Genomic DNA, 15,226 nt, shown 5'->3' with positions numbered 1-15,226 from the left:
ACCCGGTCAGTGACTTTTGCGCGCCGGAAGCATCGGTTGCCAAGGAGCGGGCCAGGTCCGGGCGGGCGGGAACGTACATGTCTGTGGCCAGCGGACTTGCGCCGCTCAGTCCAGCCAGAACCATCAACAGCGGGAGCCGTTTCGGAAGTTCGGAGGACGGGCGCTGATGACCGGCTGATGCCTTCCCGGTCGAGTGAGTAGTCATAGCGCCGGGGCCGCCCCCTCGACCTGCCCTGACGCCTGCGCCGGTCCCCGGCACCCATCGACGGCCACCTCGGCCTCCGCCACTTGCTCCAGCAGCCCGGCGGCGATCTGCAGCACACCACGCTCGGCCGGTGACAGCGCCTGACGCAGTGCCGCCGCCAGCCAAGCGTTGCCATCGCGCACGTGCTCCCGTAGCGCCTCCCGCCCCGCTTCCGTGACCTCGATGTTCTGGCGACGGGCATCCACCTCGCTCTTCGACCGGCGAATTCGCCCCTGTTCCTCCAACTCGTTGAGCACCCGGGTCAGTGACTGGGTCTGCAGCCCTTCGATGGCGGCCAGTTCCGACGGTGTCAGTGCGCCGCTGTGCCGAAGGTTGGCGAGCACGGATGCGGCCAGCCGCGTCAAGGAGTGGCTGCTCCCCGGCTGCTCGGCGCGCAGCCGGGAAGCCAGGCGGGACACGCCCCACCGCAACGCCTCGGCCAAGACCAGATCCTTCGACGCCTCTTCTGGAACATCGATCATACTTACCAAGCTAACGCTTGCTATATAGCCCTTCCAAGCATGCAATTGACGTCAAATTAGTAAGCTTGAGCTTCTTACCCGGGTAGTCTGTCGACACGTGCTTCACCAGATGCATCATCGTGACGTCGGTCACTGCTGGGCGGCGGTCGCGACCAGCCGCCCGGCCGCCCCGTGGACTCCGTGGTCCACCACCGTGCCCGCGGTGATCCCCGCGACGGCGTCGAGGCCGGAGTGGTACGCGGCGCCGGCTCCGCCGTGCCCTGCGCAGAACGCGTAAGACCCCCGTAACAGTGGAGCGGCCGGCGTCGGTCCCCGGCTCCCTCACGACGGCGGCCTCCGACGGTGGATTCGGTCCCTGCCGGCCGACGCGAGCGCGGTCACGGTGGCCGCGTCTTGTCAGCGCGACCAGCCAGGTCCCACTCCGCGTGCGCCCGTTCCGGAAGGTCTGAACGCCCTGGGGAGGGGGGCGATCCGTGGTCACCCCGGGAACTGCTTACGAGAGTCTGACGGGCCCACGTTCCCCGCTCATCTCACCGCCGCCACCGGCCACCCTTGTCCGGTCGCGAACATCCACGCGGAGGCGACAACACCATCAGGCTTGAAGGAGTGGGTCGTGAGTATGTACGGCGAGCGCAGTGAGCACCGTCCGAGCCGGAGGACTGAAGAACATCGCGGTCACCGGGCGAAGTCCAGGACGCGGCGGATCGTGATCGGCGGCAGTGTCCTCGCCACCGTGGCGGCGGCGACCGTGGCCGTGTCCCTGGCCTCGGCAAGCCAGTACGGTACGTCCGGGGCGGAAGCCGAGCGAGCCGTCTTCGTGCAGGGCAACGAACTGGGCGGCAACACCATCCACGTCTTCGCACGGGACGACCAGGGCAAACTGAAACCCGGAGGCACCTACGCCACGGGCGGCCGGGGCGGCGACCAAGTCGACGCCCCCACCGACTCCCTCGCTTCCCAGGGCTCCCTCGTCTACGACCACGCCTCCGGACTGCTGCTCGGGGTCAACGCGGGCAGCGGCACGCTGACCTCCTTCCGCGTCGAGGGAACGAAACTGAAGGACCGCCGAATCGTCGACACCGGCGGCGAGTTCCCCTCCAGCATCGCGGTGCGGGGCAAGGTCGCGTACGTCATGAACGCGGGCGGCGAAGGCAGCGTCCAGGGCTACCGGATCACTGCGAAGGGGCTCGTGCCGATGCGGGGGTCCTTCCGATCCCTCGGATTGGCCAACGAGGACATACCACGGTTCGACACCTCGCCCGGCGAAGTCGAGATCACCCCGGACGGCCGCAACCTGGTGGTCACCACCAAGGGGAACAACACCGTCGAGGTCTTCCCGTTGAAGCGCAACGGTCTGCCGGCCGTCGCCGAGCCGGTCGTCAACAAGTCCGCCGGCAACGTGCCGTTCGCCATCAGCTTCGACCGCTCCGGCAGCCGGATGCTGATCGCCGAAGCCGAGAAGTCCACGGTGACCACCTACAAGGTCAAGCACAACGGAACCCTGAGGGTCCTTCAGAAGCCGCTCGCCAACGGTCAGGAGGTCCTGTGCTGGCTGGAGCGCGCGGGCGACCACTTCTACGGCGGCAACACCGGCAACTCCACCGTCACCGGGTACCGCATGGACAAGCACGGACAGCTCGCCCTGACCAACGAGGTCGGCGTGGCCACCCCGCCATCAGCGAAATCGCAGGGCGTGATCGACATCGCCGTGACCGGGGACGAGAAGTTCGTCTACGTCCAGAACGCCACCTCCGGCACGGTCGACGGCTTCCGCGTCGAGAAGAACGGATCCCTCACCAAGGTCACCACCGCCGAGGGCCTGCCCGCGTTCGGTGAGTCCGGCATGGAGGGCGTAGCCGCGATGTGACACCCGGGGCGAACCGGCGAGAACGCATCGACGGAACCTGGCCGGGGCGTGCGGCAGACCCGTCCCCTACACGGCGCCCCGGCCCTGCTGCACGGCGCTTTCGGCCATAGGTCCCCGCTGCACGCGGCGAAGTGACAGCGGGACGCGTAACCGATGGGTTACGCTTCTGAGGTGGACGAACTGACCGAGGTGGCCGACGCCATCGCCGATCCGGTGCGCCGGGAGATCCTGTCCATGTTGCGTCACACGCCGCTGACAGCGGGAGAGATCGCTGCTCGGTTCCCCGTCAGCCGCCCGGCAGTAAGCCGTCATCTGCGAGTACTCCGGGAGAGCGGCCTGGTCCGGGACGAGCAGATGGGACGCCACCGCCGCTACACGCTCGTCGCCACCAAGCTGAGCACCCTCGCCATGTGGCTCGACCAGTTCGACACGCGACGGCCCGGCTGGTCACAGCGTCTCGCAGCGCTGGAGACCGAGGTCCATCGCGCCCGACGGGACCGGAGCCGGGCCGAATCCGCCACCACCTCGCACCCTCCCAGGCAGGACACGGCATGACCCCAGAACCCAGCGGACGACTCGTCCCCACGCCGTCTGGATACGACCTGATCCTCACCCGCACCTACCGCGCCTCCGCCGACGACGTCTGGGCGAGCGTCACCGAGCCCGAACGCACCGCCCGCTGGTTTGGCCCATGGCGCGGCGAGGCAGCGCCCGGCCGCACCGTCGAGGTGCAGCTGACGTACGAGGAGTCGGCGCCATGGTGCCCGATCCGGATCGAAGCCTGCGAGCCACCGCGGCGGCTCGCCGTCTCGATGCAGGACGAGGCCGGCTCCTGGTCGCTGGAGTTGCTGCTGGCCGAGACCGAGGGCACCACCGAGATCCGGCTGATCCACCACCTCACCTCCACGGAACAGCTGGGCTCGACCGGCCCCGGTTGGGAGTACTACCTGGACATGCTCACCGCCTCGCGCACGGACGAGCGCCAGCCCGACTTCGAGGACTACTACCCCGCGCAGAAGGCGTACTTCGAGTCTCTGGCATGAGGACCCCTCGACCCGGACTGTCGTCGACGATCGCCGGGGTGATATGCGCCGAACGGCCTGACGTCCACGTGTTCGTTCATGTCGCATGCGTGTGCGGTTGCGACGGCCCGACGTAGCAGACATGCCAGTCGATGGCCGGCCCAGGCTCTGGGAGCAGCAGGCGCACGCCCCGAACCCCTCTGCACGATGCCGTGCCCATAGCATGCCCAAAGGAGCGGACAACCACGGTCAACGACGGTGCGATCCCACACCGAACTCGTCCCAGACAAAAGGCATCCGGGGAGGTCAGAGCCATAGAGTCCGTCCAAGCGCCGTCGCTTCCCAAGCTGAGAGCGCGAGTTCGATCCTCGTCACCCGCTCCATGCGAAACCCCCAGGTCAGAGACCCGGGGGTTCTTTGTCGTCTAGACCGGTCGGCCGGTCGCGCACCATAACCGCACCCTTAGACCGTGTCCTACATGGTGAGGCGGATGAGTCGTTTGCAGCAGCAGAGGGCTGCTGGCCTTGCGGCTGACCTCGTCACACCACGGCCAGGAGCTGGTCTGCATCCGGGCTTCGCCATCAACCGGCTGCGAGCCCTGCTCGCCTCCACGGCGTCGCACCCGGTCAGGCTGCGGCGCGGCCACGCCTGTCGCGCTGCGATGCGGCCAGGTAGGCGACGAAGGCCAGGATGGCGAGTGTCCACGCCAGGGTGACCGGCTCCAGTCCCAGAGCGAGGCCGCCGCGGGAGCGTTTCACCGCCATCCAGTCGGCGAGTGAGGCGCCGAGGGGGCGGGTGACGACGTATGCGGACCAGAAGGCGGCCACCGCGTTCAGACCGCTGAAGCGGTGGGCCAGAGCGGGCACGCAGATCGCGGCCGCGAAGAGGACGACCGAACCCAGGTAGCCGAGGCCGGCGGTGGCGGTGAGATCGCCCGCGGCGGTGCCGAGGGCGAACGTGGCGAGGACGGCCGCCCAGTAGAACGTCTCGCGCCTGCGGGTCTGGATGCTGTGGATGGACAGTGTGCGCTCGGTCGCGTACCAGAGGACGAAGACGGCGGCCAGGGCGGCGAGGAACACGGGGGTCGAGACCATGTAGGGGACGCCCAGGCCGACGTGGAGGACGTCGGCCGCCATCGTGCCGAAGACACTGACCATGACGACGGCGGTCCAGTAGGCCCAGGCGATGTGCCGACGGACGGTCAACTGGACGGCCAGTGAAGCCACCAGGGCGATACCGCCGGTGGCGACCGCCGGCATCGGGCCCATTACACGGGCCAGGAGGTCGGACGCCGTCTCTCCCATGCCGGTGGTCAGCACCTTGATGACCCAGAAGAAGGCCGTCACTTCGGGCACCTTGTTCGCCATCGGGCGCAGGGGAAGGCGGGGCCGGTCGTCCAGGTCGTCAAGGAGGCGCTGTGTCGTCATGGCCCGCACGATGACACGGTCGACCACCCGCACCCCAGTCCGCTTTGCCATAGTTTTTGGGCTTCAGGTGGATAAGTTTCCCTTCGATGCATGAAGTTCTGAATGTGATGGCCAGGTCGGCGTGACGCCTCGCCCAGCGCCACCTCCACCTCGTGGTGGAAGGTGACCACGCCGACCGCCGCCGCACAGGCCGAGAACGCCGTGCAGGCGCGAGGAGGGCCGCGACGCGCTGCGGTACGGGGCCGGTGGTCGCGGCGGAGGCGAAGTCCGGGCGGGTGGATTGTGCGGCATGGGTGGCGAGAGCGGCGCGGGCGATCGCACGCGGTCAGGTGACGGTCGACGACGGCGATGGCGGCGGCCTCGTCGGCGGCGCGTTCCGCGGCGAGTTGGACGGTGTCGCGCAGGCGGCGCAGGCCGGGGTGGCAGTGCGCCGCGAGTTCCGCGGCGAGCACGAAGCGGTAGTGGTTGCCCGCGTTGTGGGCGCGCTCGTGGGCGAAGAGGGCTTCACGCTCGGCGGAGCCGAGGCTGCGGAGCATCGCGGTGGTGACGACGATGCGGTGCGGTCGGCCGGGCAGGGCGCAGGCGTCCGGGTGAGGCGAGTCGTAAGCGCGGCGATCTGATGGAGCGCATCGGCCCGGCGCCGGACGCGGCCGCCTCAGACCTGGAGACGACAGAAAAGGCGCTGCTGAACGCCCCCTGCGAACTGGGCGCCGAGTTCTCGACTGGTTCGCCTGGAACCCAATCCTGAGAGTGGCTCGTTCATCGCCTTCAGCATGCTGAAAGGCCCCAGGGCAACAAGCGATCAGCGCCCCTCTCAGATCACATGTCCCCAAACCGAACAAGGGCCGCGTGTTCGCAGAACGCCCTCCGCCCACAACCTGTCGGGCGACAAGAGCGCTTCAGGCGACGTCGTGGATGTTGTGCTCGGTCAGGTCGGATGCATGCCGGGCAACAGCGCGGTAGTCGGCATCGTCGTGGAGGACGGCCAAGCCGTGGTGGGCCGCTGTCGCGGCGACGATGAGGTCCACCGCCGAAGCGCTGCGGTGCTCCCCAGCCTTGGCCATACGGTGTTGCACCGCGCTGATCCACCGCCCTGCATTCTTTGGCACCACTGCGTCGGGGTAGAGGTCGGTGAACATCTCCGCGATCTCGTCGTACTCGCGACCGTTTCGGGCGCTGTACAGGAACTCGGCGCGCTGCGCGTAGCAGGATGCGACGGCCCCTGCGTCGATCGCGTCGTACCAGGCCGATTGCAGTTTCGGATCGCGCAGCAGCCGCACCAGGCCGGACGTGTCGAGCAAGTAGATCATCGGCTGCGCTTCTCCGACTCGTGCAGGCGCTCGGCGTCCTCGACGGCACCCCACTCACGCGCACGCTCGAAGTGACGACTGATGCGCGCCGCACGCTCCTGCTGCTCGGCGTAGAAGTGGAGAGCGAGATTCACCGCCTCTTTCTTGGTCCTGACCTTGGACAGAGCCATGGCGCGTTCCAGGGCGTCGTCGTCGATGTCGATCTGGGTCACAGACATGAGGCTCCTCCGTGCAATGTTGGTGATGTACATAGAAGAATACGTCACCAACATTGACGGATCCATTCCTCCTCGGGGCCGGATCCCAGTGCGGCCGGCACAACGGACACTCCAGATCCGCCGGGAGACGCTGCGACGGCGGCGCGATCCGGCCCTCGCGACAACCGCATAGGGAAGACATCAACGCAGGTCAGAGCCATCAAGCCCGTCCAAGCGCCATCACTTCCCAAGCTGATGTCGCGAGTTCGATGTTCTGCGGGTCGGCGTACGACCTCGACGGCTGCGGCGGACTGGTTGCTGCCGGGCAGCCGCTCACGGTCCGGCCACATCACGCCCGGCCGAACCGAACTCATACCAGGACGGAATCTCGCCCGACCCGCGGGATGGTCCGCCTCTCGGCCGGGCGTGGCAGCCCTCGGGCATGCGAGGTCCGCTGTAGAGAATGGGCATGATTCTCAAGCATCCGTCCGACCGCGGAGGCTCGCGGAGCAAGCCGTTCGAGAGGCTGGCCGAGAATGCCTCACGGTTCACCAGTTCGGCAACGTTCTTCGGGATCTGCCTGATCGTGGTCGCCGCGGCTGTCACGTTGCACGTGATCGGTCTGCCGATCACGTGGCTTCTCTTCGTGGGCGAGGCGATGTCGGCGGCGACCCTGCTCATGGTGGCGCTGCTGAAGAACTCCGAGCTGCGGGCCGAACGCGCCGTCCAGCGCAAGCTCGACGCCATCGCGGCAGCCCTGCTGGAAGGACAGGAGGGTGACGGCCCAGGAGAAGCACACCAGAAGCTGCGGTCGACCCTTGGCGGGGAAAAGAACTCCTGATGCGCTCGGTTCTCGCATGCTTGCCCCGCTTCGTGACCTTTCCGGGCCTCATCAGTCGACAGGGTCACATCGATGTGCATGCCGGCGGTACGGAAGAGCTCGACCAGTTGGACATTGCCTAGGGCGGTCATCAACCCACAGCAGTTCGCCGCCTCGCAGAACGTCGGCGGCATGCTCCATGCCTGCCCAACCCGGTACGCCTGGCAGTCGCGGGCTCTCGCGGTGTGAGACCTGTCTGGCAGGGAACCCGCCTGGAGACAGAGGGCCTGCGCGGCCGTTGGCTGACGAAGCAAAGACGTCCTCCTTGCTCCGCGGCGCGATGCGCCTCCCGCAGGGCGGAAGAAGCGCATCCCTACGTGCGGCCCGGTCTCAGCAGTTCCCGAGGCGGCGCCGAGCCATCTGCCCGCTACGGAGAGAGTTCGCACCATCATGACCTCGAATACCGCGGTCCGCCCCCCGCCCTCGGAGACGTCCGGCAGTGACTTCGCCCGACTGTCGAGAAAGATCGCTGATGCCGGCCTGATGGGGCGCCGTCCCGGCTATTACGCACTGCGGATCACCATGGTGGCCGGGCTCTACGTCGGTGGATGGGCCGCCGTCGCGCTCATCGGCGACAGCTGGTGGACCCTGGCGGTCGCCGGCTTCCTGGCCGTCGTCTTCGGTCAGGTCGCCCTGCTCGCCCATGACGCAGCCCACCGTCAGGTGTTCCGCCGACGCCGGGCCAGCGAGGTGTCCGGACGGATCGCCGGTGCCGGTATCGGGATGGGCTACGGGTGGTGGCAGGACAAACACACCCGCCACCACGCCAACCCCAACCATGAGGAACTCGACCCCGACCTCGACCCCGACCTGCTGGTCTGGTCCCAGGATCAGGCCCGGACTGCCAAGGGGCTCCCCCGCCTGATCGGCCGCTGGCAGGCGTTCCTGTTCTTTCCGCTCCTCACCCTGGAGGGCTTTAACCTGCACGTGTCGAGCGTGAAGGCGCTGGCCAATCGCTCGCTCAAGAACCGTGCGCTCGACGGCGCCCTGCTGTTCGCGCACTTCGCGGTCTACCTGACCGCCGTGCTCTGGCTGCTGCCGCCCGGTATGGCGATCGCCTTCCTCGTCGTCCACCAGTGCCTGTTCGGCATCTATCTGGGTTCCCTCTTCGCGCCCAACCACAAGGGCATGCCGATCCTGAAAGGCAAAGACCGCCCGGACTTCCTCCGCCGCCAAGTGCTCACCTCACGCAACGTGCGCGGCGGCCGGCTCACCGACATCGCACTGGGCGGGCTGAACCACCAGATCGAGCATCACCTGTTCCCCAGCATGCCCAGCCCCAACCTGCGCAAGGCCCGGACCATCGTCCGGCGCCACTGCGAGGACCTGGGCGTGGACTACGTGGAGACCGGGCTGATCACCTCCTACCGGCTGGCCCTCGCCAGTCTCCATCAGGCTGGAGCACCGCTCCGGAACGCCCGAGTCCCCGCGTAGGGACCGAGCAGGAAGAAGAACCCGAGAACGTGGGCTTCAGGCGACGCGGTCGGCGTGGTGGCGGGCTTCCCGGAGTCTGACCTTCGACGGGAGGCGGTCCAGGCCGGCCTAGTCCCGCGCGTGCGCGAGCGTTTCCCGGGTCAGTTGCCCCAGAATCCGCTCCGGGTCCGCGTGAGGCTCCAGCAACAGCCGCACACGTGCGGCCGGAGCGGTACGTCGGCCTGTCAGCCGTACACAGGCCCGCGACACCCCGTCCAGGGCCTGCGCCTCCTCCTCGATGACGTCCTCCAGCGTGCGGCCGTCGAGTCGGGCCGCCGCGCCGTCTTCGCTGTCGACGAGAACCTGGCCCAGGCGGTGTCTGCGCTGTGCGAAGAGCCACCACGGCAGCAAAGCCGGCAGCACGGCGAGCACCGCGATCACGGTCGGCCACCACCAGCCCTCTTCCCGCCACCGGGTGCGTCCCTCGGTGCCCAGCACCACATCGTCCGGCCCGCGGAAGGGCCACCAGCCCGGCATGCCGAAACCCCCAGTGGCGCTGCAGATCCAGTCCGCCCAGCAGCACCCCGCCGCCCAGGGCGAACAGCCCAAGGCCGAGTAGCCCCAGCAGCACCCGGTTCACTCCCGTGAGCATCAAGAATCACCTCAGCCCTTCTTCGGGCGCCGGACGCGCACGGTCAGCGCGTGTTGCCGGGCGAGGCCCAAGGACGTCACGGCTTCGCCCAGCGTGGCGTCCAGGTCCGCGCGGACCTCCTCCAGATCGCGGAAGTGTGCCTCTGCCCGGGCTCTGACCTTCCGGCGGCCGACAGCCACCCGTGCCGACTGGACACCGGCCACCTGCACGGCCCGGTCGCGCCTGAGCCTGTCGGTTACCTCCCGGCGCACTGCGCCCCGATGTCGGACGGATAGCCGAGCTCGACGGTGATGCGCATCCGCACGTCCCCGAGAACCGCCTGCCGTCCGGCGGCGGACTCGTCGTCTCCTGTGGCGGTATTCCGCTCCGGTGCCCGCCGCACGGATGTGGTCACTTGTGGCGTCCGGCGGCCGGGCGGTACGTGGACGGCCGTCTCGGTTACCCGGCTCAGCGCCTCGGCCGCGACGTGGGAAGCGATCTTCGCAACGACCCGGTAGGCGACGGTGGTCGCACCGCGCTCCCCGCGGGGAATGCCCGGACGCCGATCGACTTCACCGGTCACTGCCGCCAGTCTCCCCGAGCCCGTCGCCGGTCATCGCGAATCCGATCCTGCCGGTCTCGGCGGCGGACGAAGTCGCCCGGTTCGAGATCACCTTCCATGAACCGCCCGGCCACGAGACCGACAATGCCCAGTCCCAGCACCAGCAGGAAAGCCCAGAAGTTACCGAAATACGCGGCGAAACCCAGCGCCATTCCGGCCATCAAGCCCACCACGGCCCTGCTCATCACGCGCCCCTTCACTCACACGGGCTGCTCCGCCCCGGCTATCGGATCCGCTGCCGCTCTTCGCCTTCGTCCTCCTCGTCGGGCAGCTTCACATCGCTGACCATGATGTTGACTTCCACGACCTCCCGACCCGCCATCCGCTCCACCGCGGAGATCACGTTCTCCCGCACCGCACCGGCCACGTCCGTGATCGAGACGCCGTAGTCGACGACGATCTCCAGGTCGATGGCCGCCTGCAGCTCTCCGACCTCGACGCTGACCCCGCGTGTGGCGGATTTGCCACTACCGGCGCCGGGCATCCGCTCCCGCACGGATCCCATCGAGCGGGCGAATCCGCTGCCCAAGGCATAGACGCCGCGCACGTCCCGTGCCGCCATTCCGGCGATCTTCTCCACCACCACATCGGCGATGGTCGTCCGGCCGCGAGACTCGGGCGCACCACCGTGCCTTACGCCGGTGTTCTCAGTCATCGGGATATTCCTCCCTCAATAAGCCCACCTGGCATTATTTATTCCTATTATATTCGCATTAGGACGTTTTGATAGAAGTGCGGACCGTGGCGGGGTGGTCAAGCGCGTGCCCGAGCGTGCGCCCGGAGCCACAATGCGAGCCGCGAAAAGAGCGGTTGAGACCATGTCAGCAGCTGAACCACCCGATCCCGCCGCTGAACTCTGCGAGGGGCCGCTGCGCACCGCCCACCAGTCCACCGACTCCCCTCACATGCCCACCGAGGTCCGGTCGCGCTACTCCCCAGGGGAGGCCTCATGATCATCCTGGGCATCATTCTGCTCGCCGTCGGCTTTCGTCACCGGCACATCCATCCTGTGGACCATCGTGATCGTCCTGGTAGCCGTCGGAGCGATCCTGTGGGTCCTCGGCGCGATGGGACACGCCGTCGCCGGACGACGTCACTACGGGTGACCGGCCAGGAACCGCACCGCCGAGGGCTTGCACGGTCAGGGGTCGAAGGCCCCGCCCCCGAGGGAACGCATGGCCTTCCTGTGACAGGCCCGGGCGCCGCCGCGCCCGGCCCCACACTGGCGCGGGTGCCGCGCGGACCGGCACCGCCCACTCCGGAGCGGGTCGTACGCCGAAGGCAGCCGTACGCCGTCGACCGGCTCGGCGATGACCACTACTCGTACGCGTCGTACACCATGGGCCGGAGGCAAGGTCGCGGAGTTGATCGAGCCAAGTCGGGGAACCATCGATCGACCGGTGTCTCGGTCTGCCGATGCGCCCGCGGAGGTTTCCATGACTGGAGGGGCGGCGTGGTGGAGGGTGTCGGAGATGAGGGGCGGTGGTGGTCGGCGGCCGAGCCGGGGTTCTGGCAGCAGGTCGTCGAGCAGCTGGGCACAGCCCTGATCGTGACGGATCCGGCCGGACGGATCCTCGCGGCCAACCTGGCAGCCGAGCGGCTGCTGGGCCGCTCCGCCGCGGCGATGCTCGGGGAGGACGCACACGACCTGCTGCACCGGGATGCGCACGGCGGCAGGATCCCCCGGAAGCAGTGCCCGCTGTTGCGGGCCGCGGCCGAGAGGGCCGAGGCGCGGCAGGAGGGCCACATCTGTCTGCGCGGGGACGGTCGCCTTATCGCGATCTCCTGGTCCGCTTCTCCCCTGAGGGACGACGGCGCCTTCATGGGCATGGCCGTGCTGTTGACCGAGGCCGTCGGCGACCGCAGCGCTCGTCGGGAGCGTGCGGCCTATACGCGTGCTCTGGAGGACCTCACCGAGCGGCTGACGCTGGTCGCGGAGATCACCGACGTGCTCGGTCAGACTCTGGAGACCGATGAGGCCCTCGCCCGGCTGGGCCGCCTGCTGGTTCCCCGCCTCGCCGACTGGGCGGCGGTGGACCTCCGGGTCGGTTCCGGACAAGTCCACCGTGTGGCGGTGACGGGCCCCGAGGGCCGGGACGCCGCCCAGGAGGACTGGCGCGAGCGCCTTCCCGAGGCCGGGGAGGAGGCCAGCTCTCCTCTGGTCCAGGTGCTGAACGGCGGTGATCCCGTCCTGCAGCGCGAGGCGGACGTGGCCGCACCGGCCTCCTCTGCCCTGGCCGCCGTCCACAGCGGCTTCCTGCGGGCCGCCCGTGCGACGTCTGCCGTCACGGTGCCGCTGGGCTCCGGGCGGCAGGTCACCGGCGCCCTGACGCTGCTGCGCACGGACCCGTCGCACCCCTTCGACGCGACGACCTGAAAGTGGTGAGTGACATCGGCCGTCGGGTCGGCCTGGTCATCGACAACGCCCGCCGCTTCGGCCGCCAGCGCGCCGTCGCCGAGGCCATGCAGCGCAACCTGCTCGCCCCACTGCCCCAGCCCGGCCGCCTACGGCTGGCCGCCCGCTACCAGCCCGCCCCGGCCGGCTCCCAGGTCGGTGGCGACTGGTATGACGCGTTCGAGCGGAAGGACGGCACGCTCGCGCTGGTCATCGGCGACGTCGTGGGTCACGACCTGACCGCGGCGGCCGGGATGGCGCAACTGCACGGCATCCTGCGCTCGCTGGCCTGGGACCACAGCGGCCCGCCCGGCGCCGTCGTCGACCGCCTCGACGACGCCATGCCCGCCATCACCACCGTCCCCATGGCCACCCTCGTCCTCGCCCTGCTCGAAGGCGACCCGCACACCGGTCCGTGGACGCTGCGGTGGACCAGCGCGGGGCACCCGCCGCCCCTCCTGCTGACCCGGGATGGACAGGCGCAGTACCTCGAAGCGGGACAGGGACTCCTCCTCGGTGTCCCTACGGGCACCGGCGGCAGCCGGCCGAGCGCCGCGCAGTCCCTTCCACCGGGTTCCACTCTCCTGCTCTACACCGACGGCCTGATCGAGATCCCCGGCAGCGACCTGGACACCGGCCTCGCCCGTCTGCGCCACCACGCCCTCGCGCTCGCCCACGAACCGCTGGACACACTGTGCGACCAGCTGCCCGCCCGCATGCCGCCCGGCAGCACCGACGACGTGGCCCTCCTCGCCCTGCGTCTGCCGTCGTCCTGAAGGCGGTGACCGCGGTGAGGCGGGACACCGGGGCTCAGATGTCGAGGACCAGGACGCGGAACGGGCCGAGCGGGGCCGTCCGAGGGGTGTCGCCTTCGATGTACCGCCATCCCCAGGACCGCAGCGCCTCGACGGTCCTGTGGTCGGAGCGCTTCACCAGCGTGACGGCGACGGCGGCACCGTGGTCGGTGAGCAGCCGTTTCTGCAGGCGCCGGGCGAGGTTCCAGGCACGGTCCTGGTTCTGTCGGCGTACCCGGGAGGGGACGTGGATCCCGGAGATCACGAAGAGGCGTCCGGATGCGGCAAGCCGGAGCAGCCGCCCCGGAAGGTATCCGTCGAAGCCCTCCCACCAGGGGCCGTCGCCGCGTACGGGGAAGCCGTAGGCGCATCCGGTCAGCTCGGTGGTCTCCGCGATCAGCAGCTCGAACCCCGGTCGCCGTGCGTCGGCCGCAAGCCGCCGCAGGAAGGCGCTGCGGGCTTGGTTCCACACCCAGGGGCCGCCGCCGGACGTCTCCGCGTACAGATCGCCCAGTTCCTGCAGATGGTCCTCGATCTGACGCCGGGTCAGCGGACGGACTCGTTGCCCTTCCCGTGGCGAGGAGCCCCGCTCCGGCCTCGGGCCGGGCTTCCGCGTCGCGGGCGGGTGCGAACCGACGGGACGCCCGAGGAGTTCTGTGGTCGTCGGCGCAGCCGGCACGTTCACGGTCATGAGGCAAGCCCTGCTCGGGCACGGACGGACCCGGCCCGGCGTCGTCGGTCGCCGAGAGCGGCACCGGTGTCGGAGTCGGCGCGCGACGCCCTCGGTGTCTTCAACCGTACTCCCGCGGCCGCGCCCCCCTTCGGGACCGACGGTGGACGAGAACGCCGAGGCGGGTGCGGCGGTTCCGTCCGCTTCCCGACAGCTGAGGACGCACGGGAGTACGGTGGAGGTACCGAGGGCATGTCGCACACCGGCTTCCGCGCTGGTCTCGTCCTCGGCGAGACACTTCGTCGGAAGCCTCGCGCAGCGCAGGAGCTTCCGGAGACAGGTCAGCACGATGGCCCCGGCCTTCGATTCCTTCTCCGCCGCCCGAGCGTGGCCGGAGCCCGACCCGCGCAGGGCCGTACTGCAGCTCTTCACCACCGGCGCCACGAGCACGAACGGCACCACCGGCACCACCGGCACCAATGCGCCACCACGCGCCCGAGGGACGGCGGGCCCGCTCCTCCCAAGCTCTTCTCGCGTTCGACCGACCGTCAGGTCGTGACCGCCATGGACATCCCCCTCACCATTGCCGCGTTCCTCGTGCTCATCGCCGCGGGAGCGTACGTGATCCACCGGCTCAACTCCGCGCACAGCGAAAGGATCGCCTTGCGTTCCTACAGCCGCTTCCTTCCCGGCCCCCCAGCCGCCGCCGACCGAGCCGCCGGCACCACCCCGCCGCCTGCATCGCACTCCACCCCCTCCGCCGGTCACGAGCGTCGCGACCATCGCGACGGCGGGCGGGGGCGCTTCCGGCCGCGCCGCCACCGGGAACGGACGACGCACAACCAGCGGAACACCGCGGGACGTTGAGGCCGAAATGGCCGACAGAAGAGAGGTCACGTCCATGCCCGCGCCGCTCCGCCGCAGCCGCCGCCAAGGCACCGGCACCGGCAGCACCCACGACACAAGCGAAGATCCGCCGGCGTTCGAGACCGCCGATGGTGATCTCTCCTTGGGCGACCTCGCGGAGGTCCGCATCATCGCCGCCAGCCCCGACATCGCCCAACGAGTGGCGCAGCTGCTGCGCCGGAACCTCCGCTGCGACGAGCCACGCAGCTACCCGGCGGGCCCCGACGGGCAGGGCACCCTGCTCCATCTCACCGTCGACACCGGGCAGGTCAGCGAAGAGCCCGTTGCCTATTCGCCCTGGCTGGCCACCAGCCACACCCAGGCACGACGCGCCCACACCGACGAGCCTGGCTGACGCCGGCCCAG

At 69.3% G+C, this 15,226-nt stretch carries 17 protein-coding genes and 4 pseudogenes; 10 read left to right on the top strand and 11 right to left on the bottom strand.

Features of this window, described 5'->3' with window-relative positions:
* Nucleotides 1-201 precede the first annotated feature (201 nt).
* Nucleotides 202-726: a MarR family transcriptional regulator gene (locus ABZ192_RS00655; protein ID WP_356922352.1), complete on the bottom strand. Its 525-nt coding sequence runs from the start codon at nt 724-726 to the stop codon at nt 202-204.
* 619 nt (nt 727-1,345) lie between these two features.
* Between ABZ192_RS00655 and ABZ192_RS00650 the strand changes: the two genes are divergently transcribed.
* From ABZ192_RS00650 to ABZ192_RS00640, 3 genes are all read left to right on the top strand, one after another.
* Nucleotides 1,346-2,593 carry a beta-propeller fold lactonase family protein gene (locus ABZ192_RS00650; protein ID WP_356922608.1) on the top strand — a complete coding sequence of 416 codons (1,248 nt, stop codon included), beginning with the start codon at nt 1,346-1,348 and terminating at the stop codon, nt 2,591-2,593.
* A gap of 171 nt (nt 2,594-2,764) precedes the next feature.
* Nucleotides 2,765-3,148, top strand: a complete 384-nt coding sequence (locus tag ABZ192_RS00645) for a metalloregulator ArsR/SmtB family transcription factor (RefSeq protein ID WP_356922351.1) — start codon at nt 2,765-2,767, stop codon at nt 3,146-3,148.
* Complete coding sequence (locus ABZ192_RS00640; protein ID WP_356922350.1) at nt 3,145-3,636, top strand: SRPBCC family protein; 492 nt, start codon at nt 3,145-3,147, stop codon at nt 3,634-3,636. Before ABZ192_RS00645 ends, ABZ192_RS00640 begins: the two co-directional genes overlap by 4 nt.
* Nucleotides 3,637-4,241: 605 nt before the next feature.
* Here the strand turns inward: ABZ192_RS00640 and ABZ192_RS00635 are convergent.
* From ABZ192_RS00635 to ABZ192_RS00620, 4 genes and pseudogenes are all read right to left on the bottom strand, one after another.
* Nucleotides 4,242-5,042 (bottom strand): hypothetical protein, encoded by an 801-nt coding sequence (locus ABZ192_RS00635; protein WP_356922349.1) that lies wholly within the window; start codon nt 5,040-5,042, stop codon nt 4,242-4,244.
* A gap of 119 nt (nt 5,043-5,161) precedes the next feature.
* Nucleotides 5,162-5,644, bottom strand: a pseudogene (locus ABZ192_RS00630) (M48 family metalloprotease); the annotation flags it as partial.
* 297 nt (nt 5,645-5,941) lie between these two features.
* Nucleotides 5,942-6,352: a PIN domain-containing protein gene (locus ABZ192_RS00625; protein ID WP_356922348.1), complete on the bottom strand. Its 411-nt coding sequence runs from the start codon at nt 6,350-6,352 to the stop codon at nt 5,942-5,944.
* On the bottom strand, nt 6,349-6,570 hold the full coding sequence (locus ABZ192_RS00620; RefSeq protein WP_175433758.1) for a type II toxin-antitoxin system VapB family antitoxin: 222 nt from the start codon (nt 6,568-6,570) through the stop codon (nt 6,349-6,351). Before ABZ192_RS00620 ends, ABZ192_RS00625 begins: the two co-directional genes overlap by 4 nt.
* Nucleotides 6,571-7,012: 442 nt before the next feature.
* On the opposite strand from ABZ192_RS00620, the gene ABZ192_RS00615 reads away from it, so the two are divergent.
* Nucleotides 7,013-7,390, top strand: a complete 378-nt coding sequence (locus ABZ192_RS00615; protein ID WP_356922347.1) for a low affinity iron permease family protein — start codon at nt 7,013-7,015, stop codon at nt 7,388-7,390.
* A gap of 429 nt (nt 7,391-7,819) precedes the next feature.
* Nucleotides 7,820-8,863, top strand: coding sequence for an acyl-CoA desaturase (locus ABZ192_RS00610; protein WP_356922346.1), 1,044 nt, complete (start codon nt 7,820-7,822; stop codon nt 8,861-8,863).
* Between the two features lie 36 nt (nt 8,864-8,899).
* Here the strand turns inward: ABZ192_RS00610 and amaP are convergent.
* The 5 genes and pseudogenes from amaP to ABZ192_RS00585 form a co-directional block, all read right to left on the bottom strand.
* A pseudogene (gene amaP / locus ABZ192_RS00605) lies at nt 8,900-9,494 on the bottom strand (alkaline shock response membrane anchor protein AmaP).
* An 11-nt stretch (nt 9,495-9,505) separates the two neighbouring features.
* Nucleotides 9,506-9,715 (bottom strand): annotated as a pseudogene (locus ABZ192_RS00600) (DUF6286 domain-containing protein); the annotation flags it as partial.
* Between the two features lie 14 nt (nt 9,716-9,729).
* Entirely contained in the window at nt 9,730-10,056 is a 327-nt protein-coding gene (locus ABZ192_RS00595; RefSeq protein ID WP_356922345.1) for an Asp23/Gls24 family envelope stress response protein, read from the bottom strand.
* Nucleotides 10,053-10,280 (bottom strand): hypothetical protein, encoded by a 228-nt coding sequence (locus ABZ192_RS00590; protein ID WP_356922344.1) that lies wholly within the window; start codon nt 10,278-10,280, stop codon nt 10,053-10,055. Before ABZ192_RS00590 ends, ABZ192_RS00595 begins: the two co-directional genes overlap by 4 nt.
* A gap of 38 nt (nt 10,281-10,318) precedes the next feature.
* Nucleotides 10,319-10,750 (bottom strand): Asp23/Gls24 family envelope stress response protein, encoded by a 432-nt coding sequence (locus ABZ192_RS00585; protein ID WP_356922343.1) that lies wholly within the window; start codon nt 10,748-10,750, stop codon nt 10,319-10,321.
* A 294-nt stretch (nt 10,751-11,044) separates the two neighbouring features.
* Here ABZ192_RS00585 and ABZ192_RS00580 point away from each other — a divergent pair.
* From ABZ192_RS00580 to ABZ192_RS00570, 3 genes and pseudogenes are all read left to right on the top strand, one after another.
* Nucleotides 11,045-11,201, top strand: a pseudogene (locus ABZ192_RS00580) (DUF6131 family protein).
* A gap of 347 nt (nt 11,202-11,548) precedes the next feature.
* Nucleotides 11,549-12,472: a PAS domain-containing protein gene (locus tag ABZ192_RS00575; protein WP_356922342.1), complete on the top strand. Its 924-nt coding sequence runs from the start codon at nt 11,549-11,551 to the stop codon at nt 12,470-12,472.
* Nucleotides 12,473-12,474: 2 nt separating this feature from the next.
* Nucleotides 12,475-13,266 carry a PP2C family protein-serine/threonine phosphatase gene (locus ABZ192_RS00570; RefSeq protein WP_356922341.1) on the top strand — a complete coding sequence of 264 codons (792 nt, stop codon included), beginning with the start codon at nt 12,475-12,477 and terminating at the stop codon, nt 13,264-13,266.
* A 34-nt stretch (nt 13,267-13,300) separates the two neighbouring features.
* Here the strand turns inward: ABZ192_RS00570 and ABZ192_RS00565 are convergent, their stop codons facing one another.
* Nucleotides 13,301-13,975, bottom strand: coding sequence for a hypothetical protein (locus ABZ192_RS00565; RefSeq protein WP_356922340.1), 675 nt, complete (start codon nt 13,973-13,975; stop codon nt 13,301-13,303).
* Between the two features lie 543 nt (nt 13,976-14,518).
* Between ABZ192_RS00565 and ABZ192_RS00560 the strand changes: the two genes are divergently transcribed.
* Together ABZ192_RS00560 and ABZ192_RS00555 are read left to right on the top strand one after the other, a co-directional pair.
* Nucleotides 14,519-14,821, top strand: a complete 303-nt coding sequence (locus ABZ192_RS00560) for a hypothetical protein (RefSeq protein WP_356922607.1) — start codon at nt 14,519-14,521, stop codon at nt 14,819-14,821.
* A gap of 7 nt (nt 14,822-14,828) precedes the next feature.
* A complete protein-coding gene (locus ABZ192_RS00555; protein WP_356922339.1) occupies nt 14,829-15,215 on the top strand; it encodes a hypothetical protein in 387 nt (128 codons plus the stop codon).
* Nucleotides 15,216-15,226 lie beyond the last annotated feature (11 nt).

The sequence above is a fragment of the Streptomyces sp. NPDC006235 genome, assembly GCF_040613735.1.
Lineage (GTDB): Bacteria > Actinomycetota > Actinomycetes > Streptomycetales > Streptomycetaceae > Streptomyces.
The sequence above is the reverse complement of the archived record's forward strand: the minus strand, read 5'-3'. Positions and strand labels throughout refer to the sequence as shown.